Here is a 17,935-nt window from a genome sequence, read left to right on the forward strand (position 1 = left end):
TTAAAAAAGTCTGACTTCATTCTTTCTAAAGGCCCTTTAAAAATGCTATTTTTGACAGCATAAAATGTAAAGAATGAAAATAATTTCCTACAACGTAAACGGAATTAGAGCTGCCATTAAAAAAGGGTTTATTGACTGGCTGGAATCAACTAACGCCGATGTGGTTTGCCTGCAGGAAATAAAGGCTACCCCAGAGCAGTTTGACCATGAACCTTTTGAGAATTTGGGGTACAAGTACAATTCCTGGTATCCGGCTGTAAAAAAAGGCTATAGCGGGGTTGCTATCTTGAGCAAGGAAGAGCCTAAAAATGTGGTTTTTGGCACCGGGATAGATTACATGGATTTTGAAGGTCGCAATGTGAGGGTAGATTTTGATGATGTTTCGGTAATGAGCCTGTATTTGCCATCGGGAACTAATATTGCCCGCCTCGACCATAAACTGCAGTATATGGCCGATTTTCAGAAGTATATTAATGAATTAAAGCAGGAAATTCCGAATCTCGTGATTTGTGGAGATTACAATATTTGTCATGAAGAAATAGATATTCACGATCCTGTACGGCTTAAAAATACCTCCGGATTTTTACCGGTAGAAAGGGAATGGATAGGCAATTTTATAAAGAGTGGGTTTGTAGATTCTTTCAGGCATTTTAATTCTGAACCCGGGCATTACTCCTGGTGGAGCTACCGTGCCGGTGCCCGTGGAAACAACAAAGGATGGAGAATTGACTATAACATGGTGAGCGAGCCGCTAAAGGACAGGTTGAAGCGAGCCGTTATTTTACCCGATGCACAACATAGCGACCACTGTCCCGTTCTTCTTGAATTAGATTAAACCAAACCCCTATTTTATGAAAAAAAATATCTTATTCGCTCTTTTGAGCAGCTCGGTTTTACTTTCTTCCTGTGTTTCTTCAAAAGTGTACAAAGACCTCGAAGACAGGCATGCGCAATTGCAGGAAGATAACAGTGAACTTTCCAGGGAATTTGATGATCTGGAAGCAAAATATCGCCAAAACGAAAATGATCTTGCAGCTTTACAGGCACAATATGAACAAACCAAAGCTGAAAGAGACAGGTTACAGGAGGAGTACAATAGCACCAAAACAAGCTATGAGAAACTTAAAGCCTCTTATGATGCTCTTGAAGCAAACAGCTCGTCGGCCCTCGCCGAAAACTCCCGAAGAAATCGTGAGCTTTTAGCCGAGCTTGATGCTAAAGAAGAAGCTTTGCTTCAGGAAAAGAACAGGTTAGAAAAACTGCAGAAAGATCTTGCGGCCCGCTCTAAGCGTGTGGATGAACTGGAGAGTATGATCGCTGCAAAAGACGCCAAAATGAATGCCCTCAAAAATGCCATTTCTAAGGCCCTTGTAAATTTTGAAGGAAAAGGCCTTACCGTAGAACAGAGAGATGGAAAAGTTTATGTTTCTATGGAAAATAAGCTCCTGTTCAACTCAGGTAGCTGGGCAGTGGGAGCAGAGGGAAGAAAGGCGGTACAACAACTGGCTTCTGTACTGGCTGAAAATCCAGATATCGCTGTTCTTATTGAAGGGCACACAGATAATGTTCCTTACAAAGGGAGTGGCCAGCTTACCAATAACTGGGACCTTTCCACAAAGCGTGCTACGGCTATAGTTGAGCTTTTACTGGAGAATTCCGGGATCAATGCTGAAAACCTTACCGCAGCCGGAAGGGGAGAATACGCACCTGTAGCTTCAAACGACACTGCCGAAGGCCGTGCAAAAAATCGCAGGATCGAGGTGATCCTCACTCCAAAGCTTGATGAAATTAACAGGCTGCTCCAGGAGCCGGAATTCGAATAGTTTAAACTTTTTACAATGGTGACGCCAGGCTTTTATGGATGAAGAAATTTTCATCTTTAAGCCTGGTGTGATACCAGTCGGTCGTTTCTCCAAGAAACTGTAGCGTGTCGTTTGTGTTGGCGCGGCTGCCAATTTCAGCTTTAGTTGAAGGCCCTTTTCTCAGGTTAGCCGTACCGGTTGCACGCAGGAATGCCTTATTAAACTTCGGAATAAATTCGTTGGGAGGCGAGGGTTTGAAAACGTAGGGCAGGGGATCCTGTGCGCCTCTATAGCCTTTATACACGCCGAAATGCAGGTGCGGCGGAGTGGTGCGTGCATTACCCGTATTTCCTACAAGCCCCAGGGTGTCACCCACTTTTACCCGCATTCCGGGACGGGCTATAATGCTGTCCAAATGTGCATAATACAGGGAATTTCCCCGCTTGCTGTCGCGCAGCCAGACTTGTTTTCCGCCCAGGCCTTTGTTCCCGGTTGAAGATACTCTGCCAGAAGTGGCTGCAACCACGGGCGTGCCTCTGGGGGCAAAAATGTCAATTCCTTCATGGCTTCTTCGGCCTCCGTCTCTCGTGGCGCCCCACATACTCTGTACCGCGGTGTTGCCTTTATCGGCTACCGGAAAGGAATAAACAGGCTCTGTAAATATCTTCATTGAAAATGCTGAAGTGGAATTGATTTCCGGCTGAAGGAGGATCTTATATATTCCGGGATGTTCTGTTTCATACTGAATTTCAGTGTCTCCAAAATTGACCGATTTCACGTGCTCGTAGCTTACAACTGAATCTGTTTTCTGCCGGTATAGATCTATAAAGACAAGTGTATTCAGGGAATCTGTTTGTACCTGTGTGCGCAGCCGCTCTCCTGGATTGAGGGAAATTTTGTAGGTGTAGATATGATTTTGCGGGGCTGTAAACTTGCCTGCTTCAAAATAAGGAGGCGTAACAGTTATACTGTCAAAAAGGGTATTTTCGAAAGTCTTTTTCCACTGAACAAAAGCCGCCGGGTCACTGTCAAAATCCCGCTCATACTGTTCTCTTGCTGTTGGTGTGGTAAAGAAATCCCGGGCTTTGTTCATTTTTGAACAGGAGATTACCACAGAAAATAAAACCAATAGCGCTGTAAAATGTGTTACAAAGTTCTTCACGCCCTTAAAATGCAGAAACTATGCCAGGTAAAAGTCTAAAAAGCCGGGGTTAAAATGCCATTTTTGACACCTCAGATTTTCAGAAGAAAAGCTTCATGATTTTATCTGTCTGCCGGTCGTTCCCCACCATGTAGGGATGACTTCCGGTAACTTCAAACTTATTTTTCAGGTAGAAATTGATGCCGCGAGGGTTATGCTCCCAGACTCCCAGCCACAAATACTTCATTTTTCGCTGTACGGCCATTTCTATAACGGTATCCAGGATCTTCTGTCCTATTTTTTGATTCTGAAACTCCTTCCTTATATAAATTCGCTCCAGTTCCATGGCGTCTTCGTCCTTAAATTCGGTTTGAGCATCGCCTAAATTGATCTTGAAGTAACCGGCGGTTTCGCCCTCCAGTTTTGCAAAGTAAAATTCTGAACGCGGGTTGAGTAGTTCGGTTTTGAGCTGTTCTTCGTTAAAAGCACGATCGAGATAGCCCTGGAGATCTTCAGCATTATTCTGGTCTCCAAAGGCATCGGTAAAAGTGCTTTGGCTTAACTCTTTCAGCTCTTGAAGATGGGCTGAAGAAAGCTTCTCAAAAATGACATTTTTGGATGGCATAATAGATTTTTTCAGCAAAAGATAAGGCTTTTTTATCCGAAGAGAAAGCTCACGACATCTTCCACTTTTGAAGCTTTTTGAATTTTTATTCCGAAGTTACTTTTAGGAAATTTATTCTGAGAAGAAACAACAATGCTGCTGAAGCCAAGTTTTTCGGCTTCAAGAATGCGTTGCTCGACCCTGGTTACCGGCCTAACTTCGCCTGCCAGACCAATTTCGGCTGCAAAGCTGATGTCTTTGGGCACGGCAATATCTTCGTTTGAAGAGAGAATGGCAGCAACCACAGCGAGGTCAAGGGCGGGATCATCAACAGAAATTCCGCCGGTAATATTTAAGAAAACGTCTTTGGCGCCCAGCCTGAAACCTGCTCTTTTCTCGAGTACCGCCAGCAGCATATTGAGCCGCTTGGCATTGTAGCCTGTTGCTGAGCGTTGCGGAGTGCCATATACCGCCGAACTCACCAGCGCCTGCACTTCTATCATCAAAGGCCGCATGCCTTCAAGAGTGGCAGCAATAGCGGTACCGCTAAGGTCTTCCTCATTTTTGGAAATAAGGATTTCTGAAGGATTACTCACTTCCCTAAGACCATTCCCCTGCATTTCATAGATCCCCAGTTCATTGGTGGAGCCAAAACGATTTTTATGCGCTCTTAAAATCCTGTAAACGTGATTGCGATCGCCTTCAAACTGTAGCACCGTGTCAACCATGTGCTCAAGGACTTTAGGCCCCGCAATGCTTCCTTCTTTGGTGATATGGCCAATAAGAATAACCGGAGTAGCCGTTTCTTTCGCAAATTTTATGAGCTCGGCGGTGCATTCGCGAATTTGGGAAATGCTACCGGGGCCGCTTTCAATGTAATCGGTTTGAAGGGTTTGAATGGAATCAATGATGACGATTTCGGGCTGCAGCTTTTCTATTTGCTGAAAAATGTTCTGGGTTTTTGTTTCTGTGAGAATGAAGCAATTGTCGGAATCTGGGTTGATACGTTGCGCCCGAAGCTTAATTTGCTGCTGACTCTCTTCGCCTGAAACGTACAGGGTTTTGTAAGATAAATTAAGGGAGATTTGAAGCAGAAGCGTACTTTTTCCTATTCCGGGTTCCCCACCCAAAAGGGTGAGAGATCCGGGAACTATGCCGCCGCCGAGCACCCTGTCCAGTTCCTGATTATTGGTTTTGAGCCGTTCTTCTTTAGAAATCTCAATTTCAGAAATTCGCAGCGGTTTTGCTATTTTTCGAACCCCCGGCGCAGCTTCACTACTCCAGGATTTTTTTTCGGTTTTTTGTACTACTTCTTCAACCAGTGTATTCCACTCGCGACAGGAATTGCACTGGCCCTGCCACTTGCTGTGTTGTGCGCCACAGTTTTGGCAGTAATACAGGGTCTTCGATTTAGCCATTGATGAGTTGCTTCAAATGAGCTGCTAATAACCGAAATCTTGTTTAATTAGGTCGGCTTTTTTCAGCATAAAATCAACCGTAATAAAGGCTACTTCTTCTTTCCCATAAGCACTTTGGTAAGTTTTCATAGCTTTTTTAGGTCGGCCATTGGCTTCATAAGAGCGGGCGAGGTAATAATTGGCTAGCGCCATGTTTGGATATTGTTTTTGGGCAAGTTCGCCAAGTTTTTCCAGTTCATCCCATTGCTCACGGTACTCTAAAGCCTTACCTATAGCGAGATAATCATTTATTCTTACGGGCTTTTGAATACCAAAATTTCCTTCAATGAGGCTGTATTTTTCAAGGAGATATTCGAAAGCTGAACCTTCAAGGGCGATTACTTTATCGTAGTCTTCGAGGCTTATAGGTTTATATGTTTGAAAAATGTGCTCCAGGGCCCGTGGTAGTGCATTTGCAATTAGTGTGTAATGATTGGCAGCTTCAAAACTCTCAAAATCGTAATGCAGATACTTATTTTCTATCACAGCCAGTTGTTGATCAAAGGCGGTCACCTGCTTTTTGAGATCGGGGACGTCATTGGAGCCTGTTGCTAGGTAGTACCAGCAAGGCGCTTCGGCCTTTGAAAGAGATTGTGCTATCCTGTTGCTCATTTCGGGAGCCAAATCAGGGCTTAAATTGATGTAAGCCTTAAAGATAGGATTTGGTTTGAAGAGGTAGTAGTTGATGAAATTTGAAGTAATGTCGTGTCCTGCAATAGCCGTAAACCTCGAAGTGCGGTAGTTGTTGTCAATAAAAGGGAGTAGTTCCATGCCTAAAAATTCAAAGAAGTCGGCACCTTTTTTCTCGGGGAGAAAATTCTTGGGGTCATAGGAGCAGTCATCATGCCTGCTTCGCAACTGGTTTACGCCTACTACAATGGTTTCGGGAATTTCATCCCAGTAAGAATAGTAATCGACGTTCCCTGCCATAGGTTCGAAAAGGTAGTCTCCATCCAGGACTATGATCACCGGGTAAATTTTATCGGTATTCTGGTCGTAATTGCGGGGTAACTGAATTTTAAGTTCCCGTTGTTCTCCAAGTTTTGAAGAATTTATAGTCTTGTAAATGGTTTGTGAAAAACTTAACTGGACTATTAAAAACAGGCAGGCTAAAATGTATAATTTCTTCATATGCAGTAGGTTTATTTCCTAAAGCAATATAAAATTTTATTTCTTCTGATTGTAAATTGGTAGAAATAAGAAGGAAAGTCCGCCGAGAATAACTACCATAAGGGTTTGTGATCCCCACATGATCCATCCAAAGGCTTCCCCGGCCTGTTGATTGATCCCAAAAAGAAGCAGTACGGCACCCATTGCTATAGGATAAACTCCTATTCCTCCATTAGTTGTGGTAATAGCAAAAGAACCGGCAATAAAGGCAGCCATGAAGCCGGCCAGAGATAGCGAATTAGTTTCGGGGATAGCGTATTTGATGACGTAGAACATCAACAGGTACATGGTCCAGATAAAAAGGGTGTGAAAAAGGAATTCCTTTTTCTTTTTCATCCTTACAATACTTCGCATTCCTTCAAGCAGTCCCCGTGCAAAATCTCTTATCTTGATCATTAAAGGGTGATTTGAGCGCCGCACCAGGTTGAGAAAAATTACGCCAATGATGATAAGTACAAGCAGTATCCCCATAGAGAGGAAAGGGTTGATGTTGTTGTTTTCGAAGTAATTGATAAGGTTTTCGGTTTGAATGAGGAAGCCGAAGGTGGTGATGAGCAGCACCATTGCCAAATCGGCTATTCTTTCTGAAACTATGGTTCCAAAAGCTTTATCAAACGGAACATTCTCATAGGTAGAAATAGTTGCCCCACGCAATACTTCACCAGATCGTGGTACACCCAGATTGGCGAGATAACCTCCCATTACAGCCATAAAACTGTTGGCAAGCCGGGGCTTGTATCCTAAAGGTTCCAGAAGATACTTCCAGCGATAGGCACGGGAAAGGTGAGATAGTATTCCGCAGAAAACACTTAGAAAAACCCATTTTAGGTCGGCAAGGAGAATGTTGTTCCATAGTTCCTGCCGCTCCAGGGGAGTTGCACTGCTAAGGGAATACCATATCAAAAAGATTCCCAGTAATAGTGGAAGAAAAGTTTTCGAAAACCTGAAAATTTTTTTCTTCAAGAGTTAATTGAGGAGATTGGTTTCTTCGTTAGGGAACACAAGAGAGGGCTTAAAACTCTTAGCTTCTTCAATATCCATAATAGCATAGGTGATAAGAATAAGGATATCTCCTTTTGCCACTTTGCGAGCGGCAGCACCGTTAAGGGTGATCTCGCCACTGTTACGAGGTCCCGGAATTGCGTAGGTTTCAAGTCTTTCACCGTTGTTATTGTTCACAATTTGCACTTTTTCACCTTCAATGATATTGGCTGCGTCCATAAGATCTTCATCAATAGTAATACTGCCAATGTAGTTAAGATCTGCACCGGTGACTTTTACGCGATGAATTTTTGATTTTACAACGTGGATTTGCATACTGCTAATTTAAAGCTATATTATCAATTAACCTGATGTCGCCAGAATAGGCGGCAATAAAGGCGCGATACTTCTTTGTCATATCTTCTTCCTGTGCACTCAACAGGTTGTCTGCATTGGCTATTTCAAAATATTCCAGAAGCAGACCAGGTTGAGATTCAAACTGGTTAGACACCCAGGTGGTAATCTCTTTAGCACTTTTTGTGCCAAAATCCTCCTTCACTTTTTGCAGAATCTCGTAAATGAATGCAGCCTTTTGTCGTTCACCGGGGCTTAACCTTTCATTGCGGGAACTTCGGGCCAATCCGTTCTTCTCCCGGTAGATAGGGCAGCCTATCACTTCAACATTCAATCCCTGTTTTTCTACCAGCTTCTTTATTATTTGTAATTGCTGATAGTCTTTTTCTCCAAAAAAGGCTTTATCGGGCTCTACCATTTCAAATAACCTTCTAACGATGGTTCCTACCCCGTTAAAATGGCCACTCCTGTACTTCCCTTCCATTTGATGTTCCAGCCCATCAAAGGAAAATTCTTCCGAAGAAATGCTGTCGCCATACATTTCTGATGCTGCAGGGGAAAAGACAATTACATCATCGCTCACCTGTTTTATGAGCTCCACATCCTTCTCGAATGTGCGCGGATATTTTTGAAGATCTTCGGGGTTATTAAATTGCGTAGGATTGACAAAAATACTTACAACTACCTTATCACAAGTAGAAAGGGCCTGTTCAATTAGCGAGAGGTGACCCTCATGTAATGCTCCCATGGTAGGAACAAAACCTATACTGTGCCGGTCATTTTTTAAGGCTCTAACCTGCTTCTTGAGAGCTTCTTTCTCCGTTAAAATCTGCATCTTATTCCAAAATTAAGGGCCTGCAAACTTAATATAATACTGGCAATCTGCATAAAATTTTGTATTTTTGCGTGTTTTTATTTTACAACAGCATTAAAGTGATCCTATGAAAGATAAGAGGATATTGTACGTATCATCTGAAGTTATTCCCTACTTGCCCGAAACCGAAATTTCATCTATGTCTTTTGAAGCCCCCCGAATGGTTAACAACCAGGGAGGCCAAATTCGCATATTTATGCCCCGGTTTGGGAACATCAATGAGAGAAGGCATCAGCTTCATGAGGTCATTAGACTTTCTGGAATGAACCTGGTTATCAACGACCTTGATATGCCACTAATTATTAAAGTAGCATCTATTCCCAAAGAGAGAATGCAGGTGTACTTTATAGATAACGAAGATTATTTTAAAAGAAAGGCCACACTTACAGATGAAGAGGGGAATCTTTTCCCCGATAATGATGAAAGAGCCATTTTCTTCGCGAAAGGGGTGATTGAAACTGTTAAAAAACTCAACTGGTCACCAGATGTTATACATGTGAATGGATGGTTGTCTTCACTGCTGCCACTGTACCTTCGTAACTATTATGGCAATGAGCCTTTGTTCAACGAAGCAAAAATTGTGACCTCTGTATACAATCAGGACTTTGATGGAACGTTAGATAATCAAATGTATAAGAAAGTTTTATTTGATGGTCTTGAAAACGAACAGGTGAAACACCTTAAGAAACCGTCTTATGTGAATATAATGAAAACAGCCGTAGATAATTCTGATGCTGTTGTTATCGCAGGAGATAATATTCCCGATGAGTTAAAGAAATATTTGAGTAAACTTGACAAGCCGGTATTAGGTTATAAGAACCGGGAAGAATTTGCCCAGGCTTATCAGGAATTTTATACCACAAAGGTGCTATCATAATTAGAAAAAAATCAATGAATTTAAAGAATATAATGTTGAAAACAACAACAGTTTTGGCTGTTGTTTTTTTGTTAGGAGCTTGTGAAGATGACTTTCAAACTCTTGGAAGTGATGTAATTGGAGAGCCCGGCTTTGATGCCAGTGTTTATGATGAAACGTTTATCTCTGCACATTCTTACGATCTTCCTCCTGTACAAACCAACAGTTTGCCTCTTAACCTTCTTGGGGTTTATACCGATAATGTTTTTGGGACACAGGAAGCAAGCGTGCTGTCTAACCTTGAGCTTAGCTCGTTCGATCCTTCTTTTGGAACCGATCCTGTGGTTGACAGTGTGGTACTTACTATTCCATATCTTTCTCATGAAGTACTTAAGAATGACGAGGTGAGATATGTACTTGATTCTGTTTACGGAAGCGCGCCTATCAAGCTTTCAGTTTATGAATCTGGTTATTTTCTGAATAATTACGATCCCGACACAAATTTTGAGCAAACTCAGAAGTATTATTCCAATCTGGAGCCAAAGATCATGAACAACATCAATCCAGAGCCAATTTACGAGAGGGATAATTTCATTCCTTCTCCCAAAGGTTATTTGGAGTATAGTGTAGATGCCATGGGAGTTGCAGATACAGTAGCTATGGCTCCGGCTTTAAGGTTGAAGCTGAAAAACGATTTCTTTCAGAAGAAGATTCTTGACAAAGCAGGTAGTTCAGTTTTGCTTAATCAGGAAAACTTCAGGAACTACTTTAGAGGATTGTATTTAAAAGCTGATAAAGTAGGCGCCGGTGGCACAATGATGCTGCTTAATTTGCTTGATTCAGATGCCGGAATTACTATTTACTACAAGACAAAAATAGTTGACGGGAATGATTCTGACGATGATGGAGACAGAGAAGAACTTATTGAAGGAAGAAGAGCCTTTAGTTTAGACTTTGGTGGTGTGCGGGTAAATACTTTTGAACAGGAAGCGCCACAGTATGACGACCAGAATCTCTACCTTAAAGGTGGGGAAGGTTCTATGGCCGTAATAGATCTTTTCTCTGGTCCCGATGCAAATAATGATGGGGTTTCTGATGAACTTGAAGCCCTAAGAGAAAATAACTGGCTCATAAATGAAGCACATCTCGAGTTCTTTGTGAACAGAGATTACATTAGCGATGTAGATGAGGCTGAGAGGGTTTATCTCTATGATTTGAAGAATAATACTATATTGGCCGATTATATTTTGGATGCAAATGGGCAGCCAAATACCATGGCTTCAGTTTCAAACCGTCGCCATCTCGAACCATTAGAAAGAGATGAAGATGGGAAGGGAATAAGTTTTAAGATTAGAATTACCCGTTATGTAGATCAGCTTTTAAATAAGGATTCTACCAATGTTAAGCTGGGGCTGGTGGTAACACAAAATGTAAATTTAATTTCGACATACAAAGTATTGCCTGCGGCTAATCCTGAAGTGGATAGAGTTCCCGGGGGTGCTTTAATAACACCAGAGGCCACTGTTCTTTATGGCCCAGATGCACAGAATGAGGATAAGCGCCTCAAACTGAAGATTTATTATACAGAACCAAAGAATTAGAATATGTGTGGGATAGTAGGATATATTGGTCACAGAGAAGCATATCCAATTGTATTGAAAGGACTTCAAAGACTGGAGTACAGGGGGTATGATAGTGCGGGGATAGCACTGTATGATGACAAAAATTTAAAAGTAAGTAAGACCAAAGGAAAGGTAGCCGATCTTAAGGCGAAGATGGAGAGTGAACTCGATAGTACTTCGGGCACACTTGGCATTGGTCACACCAGGTGGGCAACTCACGGTGTACCTAATGATGTCAATTCCCATCCTCATCTTTCAAATTCCGGAGATCTTGTGATCATCCATAACGGGATTATTGAAAATTATGAGAGTCTTAAAAAAGAATTGACCAAACGCGGATACAAATTCGAGTCTGATACCGATACCGAAGTTTTGGTAAATCTTATTGAAGATGTTATTGCCAAAGAAGGCGTCAAGCTTGGTAAAGCTGTGCAAATTGCACTTAACCAAACTGTGGGGGCTTATGCCATTGCTGTTTTTGACAAGAAAAAGCCAAATGAAATTGTGGTGGCTCGTTTAGGAAGTCCGCTTGCGATTGGCGTTGGGAAAGATGAGTATTTCATAGCTTCAGATGCCTCTCCGTTTATTGAATTTACCAATAATGCAATTTACCTTGAAGATGGTGAAATGGCTGTGGTAAGACGCGACAAAGGAGTAAAGGTGAGAAAGATCCATGATGATTCCCTGGTCGATCCTTATATTCAGGAGTTGCAGCTCAACCTGGAGCAGATCGAAAAGAACAATTTTGATCACTTTATGCTCAAGGAGATCTATGAGCAACCCAGTGCAATAAAAGATACTTACCGTGGAAGATTAAATGCCGAAGAAGGTATTATTCGCATGGCCGGGATAGATGATAATCTTGAGCGTTTTCTAAACGCACGCCGAATTATTATTGTGGCTTGTGGTACCTCGTGGCATGCCGGGCTCGTAGCCGAATACATTTTTGAAGATCTGGCGCGCATTCCTGTTGAAGTAGAATATGCTTCAGAATTCCGATACCGTAATCCCATTATCAATTCAGATGATGTAGTGATCGCTATTTCCCAAAGTGGGGAAACAGCCGATACCATGGCGGCTATTAAGCTTGCCAAAGAAAAAGGAGCTTTTGTGTTTGGGGTTTGTAACGTGGTTGGATCTTCCATTTCAAGAGAGACCAACGCGGGTGCTTATACCCACGCAGGTCCCGAAATTGGGGTGGCTTCAACAAAGGCCTTTACTACGCAAATCACTGTACTTACCTTGATAGCTTTAAAGCTTGCTAAGGCAAAAGGAAGTATGTCGAATACAGATTTTCATATGCACCTGCAGGAACTCGAAACTATTCCTCAAAAAATAGAGATTGCGCTACAGGGAAATGATCATATAAAAGAAGTAGCTTTCAAATACAAAGATGCACGCAACTGCCTGTATCTTGGACGTGGATTTAACTTCCCGGTTGCTTTGGAAGGAGCTTTAAAACTGAAGGAGATATCCTATATTCATGCTGAAGGTTATCCTGCTGCCGAAATGAAGCACGGTCCTATTGCCCTTATTGATGAAGAGATGCCCGTAGTGGTGATCGCTACCCGAAAAGGACATTATGAAAAGGTGGTAAGTAATATTCAGGAAATAAAATCCAGACAGGGTAAAATAATTGGGATAGTTACTGAAGGAGATACCAGTGTACGTGATCTTGCCGATTACGTCATCGAAGTACCCGATACTATCGAATCGCTTACACCGCTTATTACCACGATTCCGTTGCAGTTGCTTTCTTATCACATCGCAGTAATGCTTGGTAAGAACGTAGACCAGCCAAGGAACCTTGCAAAATCGGTTACAGTAGAATAAAATTTTATTGCTGAAGTTTTTCTGAAAGTCCGCAACTCCTGCGGACTTTCTTTCTTTAACACCTTCCAAAAATGTCATTTTTGGAAGGTGTTTTTCAATTTGGGAGATCCAGATTGCGCTTTAGTGAAAAAGTTATTATTTCTCTTAGAGACTTTTATACAAAAAAACTATCTTTGCAGCCTGAAAAAGACAACGGCTTTTTATGAAGGTTTAAAAGTTGTTACTGGTTCTTTTTTAGGTATTTATAAAAACTCAATATTAAAGGAATAGATAATGTCTAAAGTTACAGGTAAAGTTGCACAGGTTATCGGCCCTGTTGTTGACGTTAAGTTCGACACAGAGAATGCTGAATTGCCAAGGATCTATGATTCACTTGAAATTACCAGGAAAGATGGATCTGTATTGGTTCTTGAGGTTCAATCTCACATTGGAGAAGAAACAGTAAGAACAGTTTCTATGGATTCTACCGATGGTTTGAGCCGGGGGGTTGAGGTGCTTGCAACTGGAGCGCCTATCCAGATGCCAATTGGTAAGGAAGTTTTTGGTCGTTTGTTCAACGTGATTGGTGATGCTATTGACGGACTCGGGAATATACCTAAAGCCGCAGAGAATGGATTGCCAATTCACAGAGAGGCTCCAAAATTTGAAGATCTATCTGTTTCTACTGAAGTTTTATTTACCGGGATCAAGGTTATTGACCTTATTGAACCTTATGCAAAAGGAGGTAAAATTGGCCTTTTTGGAGGTGCAGGGGTTGGTAAGACAGTACTTATCCAGGAGTTGATCAACAACATTGCAAAAGGTCACGGAGGTCTTTCTGTATTCGCAGGAGTTGGAGAAAGAACACGTGAAGGAAATGACCTTTTGAGAGAGATGCTTGAATCTGGAATTATTAGATATGGAGAAGACTTTATGCATTCTATGGAAGAAGGCGGATGGGATCTTCAAAAAGTAGATAAGAATGCTCTTTTAGAGTCTAAAGCTACCTTCGTGTTCGGGCAAATGAACGAACCTCCAGGAGCACGTGCTCGTGTGGCTCTTTCTGGTCTTACCATTGCTGAATACTTCCGTGATGGAGCAGGAGAAGGACAGGGGAAAGACGTACTTTTCTTCGTAGATAACATTTTCCGATTCACCCAGGCAGGTTCTGAGGTGTCTGCACTTCTTGGACGTATGCCATCTGCGGTAGGATATCAGCCTACACTTGCAACAGAGATGGGTGCGATGCAGGAGCGTATTACTTCTACCAAAAATGGATCTATTACATCTGTACAGGCGGTTTATGTACCTGCAGATGACTTGACTGACCCGGCACCGGCTACGACCTTTGCCCACCTTGATGCAACAACTGTACTTTCACGTAAGATTGCCGAGCTTGGTATCTACCCTGCGGTAGATCCTCTTGACTCTACTTCACGTATCCTTACAGCTGATATTCTTGGTGCAGATCATTATGATTGTGCTCAGAGAGTAAAAGAGTTACTACAGAGATATAAAGAACTTCAGGATATCATCGCCATCCTTGGTATGGAAGAACTTTCTGAAGAAGATAAACTGGCCGTGTCACGCGCAAGAAGGGTGCAACGTTTCCTTTCTCAGCCGTTCCACGTAGCCGAGCAGTTTACAGGTCTTAAAGGAGTACTTGTAGATATCAAAGAAACCATCAAAGGATTTAATATGATCATGGATGGAGAACTTGATCACCTGCCCGAAGCTGCCTTTAACCTTAAAGGTACTATCGAAGAGGCTATCGAAGCCGGTGAGAAAATGTTAGCTGAAGCATAAGCGGAGAAATCCCAATACACAAATTCCAAATTCCAAAAGAACAAGCTCTTGGAATTGGGATTTGAAATTTGTAATTTAGATAATTATGTATTTAGAAATAGTTACTCCTGAAGCGGTTTTGCTTAGTGCAGAAGTTGATTCTGTGAGTGTGCCGGGAGTTGAAGGGCAGTTCCAGATGTTGAACAACCACGCTCCCATAGTTTCGGTGCTTTCCAAAGGAGAGATCAAAGTATATACGCATTCTCATCCGGTAAATTCTGAAGATCTTGCCAAAAGCTTCAAAAGAGATGCAACTGACAGTAAGATTCTAATCCTTTCAGTGGAAGGTGGAGTGGTTGAGATGAAAGACAATAAAGTCATTGTCCTGGCTGATTAAGCTGAAATAAAATATATTAAAAACCCGTTGTGAAAGCAATGGGTTTTTTGTTTGTAAAAAAATAAAAACTCTGCTAGAGTATGCCGCTCCTCTGGAGCTTAGGAGAATGGTATGCCGTTCCTCTGAAGTTCCTTTTTTAAAGGATGATTCTTCTAGGAATATTTCGCTCCTCCGGAGCTTTTTCTGAGCCTTGGAGAGGCGGCATATTTATAGGAGAAGAGCAATGCGCTAAAAAATGAGCTCCAGAGGAGCGAAATATTGTCTTGAAAGACAATGATCACCTGAATTCCCACGGGCTTCAGCCCGTGGTCAAAAAATCATGAAAAAGTCGGGCTTTAGCCCAATTTAGAAGGAATGCAATTATTAAATACCTCTAGTCTTCGCTGATATACTCCAGAATATCTCCTGGCTGGCATTCAAGTTCCCTGCAAATGGCCTCCAGGGTTGAAAATCTAACAGCTTTGGCTTTTCCTGTTTTAAGTATGGAGAGGTTTGCAGTGGTGATGTTAATTCTCTCAGCCAATTCATTACTTTTTATATTCCGCTTTTCGAGCATGGAGTCGAGATTCACAATTATCGCCATGGGTTATACTGTGAGTTCGTTTTCTTCTTTATAGAATCTGCCCCTGGCAAAAACCTCTCCTAATATGAGAAGAAAACTTCCAAATCCGCAGAACAATAAGATGTCTGCAAAAGAGAATTCCATATTAATTCCTTCAAAAATTAAGGCGAGAACAGAAGCAAAGAAATTTTCTATAATGGTCAGGAGTATCAGTAGGCGACCGGCCTGTTTAAACTTCTTGACCTGATCTTGCGTAAATAATTTTCCGCCCATGCTCTGGGCCAGTTGGCGGAGAAGATTAAAGAAGTAAAGATATCCACCTGTTATTACCATAAAATAGCATAGTAGACTTGTAAGAGAAGCATGGGATTTCGCTAGGATTTCACCGGTGACTTCATAAGGATAGGTTATGCTGCCGCCAGCCAGAACATAAATCAGGAATAGAGAAGCCAAAAAGAGGAGAATCACAAGAGACAAATGTGCCAGTGCAAGTACGGTTCGAAAAATTTAAAAGCATTCATTAGATAGGATTGTTGTTTATCAATAACAAATATAGATTAATTATTGATAAACAATAATTTTTAAAGTTTTGATTTAATGAAAATTTTAAAAATTCCAGATTTATTGCCACGGGCTTCAGCCCGTGGAAAAGAGAGTTCTAAAAAATTTGGCTTTAGCCCAAGCATTTTTCAGCAGCGCCAAAGCCAAAGGTTAATAGCTAAAAGCCCACGACTTTTCCTATTTCCCCGATAACCAGGCCTTTCTGGCTTTTACAGCTTTTGAAGAAGCATTCTTATCTATTGAGATCTCAAAGCCAGGATCAGCTTCTAAAGTGACAGTTTTATGCATCTTTTTTCCGAAGCGTTCAATTTCCAGTTTTAGCTGCTCTCCCGGTTTATACTGCCCGAATTCATTTTTCCAGGAGCTATCTGCTTTGGGAGTGGTGCCGTTTACAGATAAAATCCTGTCGCCAATATCGAGTCCGGCCTTGTAGGCGGGTGCATTCTTCTTCGGATTGCTGCTTATGTAAAATCCTTCATCATCCTTTTGAACTGAAGCTCCAAAAAAGGCATTTTTGGAATCTCTTTTTAGAAGGAGTCCAACTTCAGCAAGTAGTTGTTCATAATTTGGCATTTCACTGTTGTAGATGTACTTTCCGAAGTAATCTTCAGCAAAATCACTTCCTGCGTATGCGGCAAGAACATCCTGTAGATCTTCCAGCTCATACGGAATTTCGGGTTCGCCGTATTTTTCCCAAACCAGTTGGATAAAAGCATCAAGATTTTGCCCTTTTTGACGCAGCTGTAAATCTAGTGCCAGGCCGAGCATGCTTCCGTAGGAATAGTAGGAGATAAAAGTATTTTCACGATTTACGGGATCAATGGAAGCAGCTGCATCTACAAACGGCGCCTGATAGCTCATCTCTACCGGGTTAAAATATGCTCGTGCAGGAGAATTCCAAACGTAATTGAAGGTGCCGTTGAGGCCTTTGGCATAAGCTTTAGGAGTAATTATTCCTGCGCGGGTAAGGGTGAGACCGGTGTAGTAACTGGTGAATCCTTCGGCAAACCATAGGAGGCCGCTCATGTTAGCTTCAGTAAAATCGAAAGGTTCAAGAGATTCGGGCCGTATCCTTTCCACATTCCATGCGTGAAAGAACTCGTGTGAAACGGTGCCAATATTGCCATCCATACCGCCTTCGGCCAGGCTTGATGTACTGGTTAAGACGGTGCTGTTCCTGTGTTCCATGCCGTCGCCAGAAACCTGTGGCATATAGCAGGCCAGGAAAGTATATTTTTTGAAGTCAAATTCTGGTAACTCTCCAAAAATGGCTTTTTGCTGTCTTACTATTTCTTTGGTCTTTTCCCAATAATCATCAAATTCCTGAGAAGTGCCGGGGTGGTGCAGCACGAATTTTATCACCTGCCCGTCAATTTCAAATTCCCTGCTGTCAAAATTGCTGATTTCGGTAGGGCTGTCCATGAAGTAATAAAGATCTGGGGCGTAATATGTGTTGCTGTCAATTTGCTTCAGCTGGGTGGCGATCTTCCAATCTGGGAATTGTTGGGTGTCAAAAATGACTTCTACAGGCCTTTGCTTCAGGGATTCTGAATACATAAAAGTGGCGGGAATGTTAAGGTGCGCATGGGTTTGGTCAATTTGGGTATAAGTTCCATCGGCGCGGTTTCCGAAGAGAATATATTCAAGGTTTACCTGTCCGTCATGACCTGTAATAATCCAGGAGTAGGGATCGGGTCTTAAAATCTCCAGTTGTTCCCCTTTAGAGTTTGTTGCCTTTACCTCGTAGACATTTTTTGCGAACTCGTGTAGGGCGTAACGGCCCGGAGAGGTACGGCTCATTCGCACGGTAAGGCTATCCTGCTCAAGATCGGGAAATGAAATTTTAATGTTGGCCTCGTGGTGTTCTGCATTTTCAAATGAAATACGGTAGGTGTTTTTCTGAGCAAAACAAACGGAAGTTGCAAGGAGAAAAAGGATAAAGATACGCATAGAAAAA

Annotated in this window: 17 protein-coding genes; 7 read left to right on the top strand and 10 right to left on the bottom strand. The window is 42.1% G+C overall.

The genetic code is table 11. The features are described from left to right. Positions 1–73 precede the first annotated feature (73 nt). The gene (locus ACQ93I_RS02180; protein ID WP_266070027.1) at positions 74–835 is read left to right on the top strand and encodes an exodeoxyribonuclease III; all 762 of its coding nucleotides are present in this window, start codon (positions 74–76) and stop codon (positions 833–835) included. A gap of 16 nt (positions 836–851) precedes the next feature. After that, entirely contained in the window at positions 852–1,823 is a 972-nt protein-coding gene (locus tag ACQ93I_RS02185) for an OmpA family protein (RefSeq protein WP_431696952.1), read from the top strand. A 10-nt stretch (positions 1,824–1,833) separates the two neighbouring features. Here the strand turns inward: ACQ93I_RS02185 and ACQ93I_RS02190 are convergent, their stop codons facing one another. The 7 genes from ACQ93I_RS02190 to panC form a co-directional block, all read right to left on the bottom strand. Next, entirely contained in the window at positions 1,834–2,895 is a 1,062-nt protein-coding gene (locus tag ACQ93I_RS02190; RefSeq protein ID WP_431696953.1) for a peptidoglycan DD-metalloendopeptidase family protein, read from the bottom strand. 148 nt (positions 2,896–3,043) lie between these two features. After that, positions 3,044–3,568 (bottom strand): GNAT family N-acetyltransferase, encoded by a 525-nt coding sequence (locus tag ACQ93I_RS02195; RefSeq protein ID WP_431696954.1) that lies wholly within the window; start codon positions 3,566–3,568, stop codon positions 3,044–3,046. 32 nt (positions 3,569–3,600) lie between these two features. Then, a complete protein-coding gene (radA, locus tag ACQ93I_RS02200) occupies positions 3,601–4,965 on the bottom strand; it encodes a DNA repair protein RadA (RefSeq protein WP_431696955.1) in 1,365 nt (454 codons plus the stop codon). Between the two features lie 24 nt (positions 4,966–4,989). Then, the gene (locus ACQ93I_RS02205; protein WP_431696956.1) at positions 4,990–6,135 is read right to left on the bottom strand and encodes an alpha/beta hydrolase-fold protein; all 1,146 of its coding nucleotides are present in this window, start codon (positions 6,133–6,135) and stop codon (positions 4,990–4,992) included. 36 nt (positions 6,136–6,171) lie between these two features. Next, positions 6,172–7,137, bottom strand: a complete 966-nt coding sequence (locus ACQ93I_RS02210) for a lysylphosphatidylglycerol synthase transmembrane domain-containing protein (RefSeq protein ID WP_431696957.1) — start codon at positions 7,135–7,137, stop codon at positions 6,172–6,174. 3 nt (positions 7,138–7,140) lie between these two features. Continuing rightward, the gene (panD, locus tag ACQ93I_RS02215) at positions 7,141–7,491 is read right to left on the bottom strand and encodes an aspartate 1-decarboxylase (protein ID WP_266070019.1); all 351 of its coding nucleotides are present in this window, start codon (positions 7,489–7,491) and stop codon (positions 7,141–7,143) included. Positions 7,492–7,495: 4 nt separating this feature from the next. Next, entirely contained in the window at positions 7,496–8,344 is an 849-nt protein-coding gene (gene panC, locus ACQ93I_RS02220; protein ID WP_431696958.1) for a pantoate--beta-alanine ligase, read from the bottom strand. 106 nt (positions 8,345–8,450) lie between these two features. Between panC and ACQ93I_RS02225 the strand changes: the two genes are divergently transcribed. The 5 genes from ACQ93I_RS02225 to ACQ93I_RS02245 all read left to right on the top strand — a co-directional run bounded on the left by ACQ93I_RS02225 (position 8,451) and on the right by ACQ93I_RS02245 (position 14,855). Continuing rightward, entirely contained in the window at positions 8,451–9,260 is an 810-nt protein-coding gene (locus ACQ93I_RS02225; RefSeq protein ID WP_265164961.1) for a glycogen/starch synthase, read from the top strand. Positions 9,261–9,292: 32 nt separating this feature from the next. After that, a complete protein-coding gene (locus ACQ93I_RS02230) occupies positions 9,293–10,840 on the top strand; it encodes a DUF4270 domain-containing protein (RefSeq protein WP_431696959.1) in 1,548 nt (515 codons plus the stop codon). Between the two features lie 3 nt (positions 10,841–10,843). Then, positions 10,844–12,694, top strand: a complete 1,851-nt coding sequence (glmS, locus tag ACQ93I_RS02235) for a glutamine--fructose-6-phosphate transaminase (isomerizing) (protein WP_431696960.1) — start codon at positions 10,844–10,846, stop codon at positions 12,692–12,694. Between the two features lie 273 nt (positions 12,695–12,967). Beyond that, positions 12,968–14,479 carry a F0F1 ATP synthase subunit beta gene (atpD, locus tag ACQ93I_RS02240; RefSeq protein ID WP_431696961.1) on the top strand — a complete coding sequence of 504 codons (1,512 nt, stop codon included), beginning with the start codon at positions 12,968–12,970 and terminating at the stop codon, positions 14,477–14,479. 85 nt (positions 14,480–14,564) lie between these two features. Then, positions 14,565–14,855 carry a FoF1 ATP synthase subunit delta/epsilon gene (locus ACQ93I_RS02245; protein ID WP_431696962.1) on the top strand — a complete coding sequence of 97 codons (291 nt, stop codon included), beginning with the start codon at positions 14,565–14,567 and terminating at the stop codon, positions 14,853–14,855. A gap of 373 nt (positions 14,856–15,228) precedes the next feature. On the opposite strand, the gene ACQ93I_RS02250 is transcribed toward ACQ93I_RS02245, so the two are convergent. The 3 genes from ACQ93I_RS02250 to ACQ93I_RS02260 all read right to left on the bottom strand — a co-directional run bounded on the left by ACQ93I_RS02250 (position 15,229) and on the right by ACQ93I_RS02260 (position 17,928). Beyond that, positions 15,229–15,438 (bottom strand): helix-turn-helix domain-containing protein, encoded by a 210-nt coding sequence (locus tag ACQ93I_RS02250; protein ID WP_431696963.1) that lies wholly within the window; start codon positions 15,436–15,438, stop codon positions 15,229–15,231. Between the two features lie 3 nt (positions 15,439–15,441). Further along, on the bottom strand, positions 15,442–15,885 hold the full coding sequence (locus tag ACQ93I_RS02255; RefSeq protein ID WP_431696964.1) for a DUF2975 domain-containing protein: 444 nt from the start codon (positions 15,883–15,885) through the stop codon (positions 15,442–15,444). Positions 15,886–16,155: 270 nt separating this feature from the next. After that, positions 16,156–17,928, bottom strand: a complete 1,773-nt coding sequence (locus ACQ93I_RS02260) for a M61 family metallopeptidase (RefSeq protein ID WP_431696965.1) — start codon at positions 17,926–17,928, stop codon at positions 16,156–16,158. Positions 17,929–17,935 lie beyond the last annotated feature (7 nt).

This window comes from Salinimicrobium sp. WS361 (assembly GCF_050750585.1).
Lineage (GTDB): Bacteria > Bacteroidota > Bacteroidia > Flavobacteriales > Flavobacteriaceae > Salinimicrobium.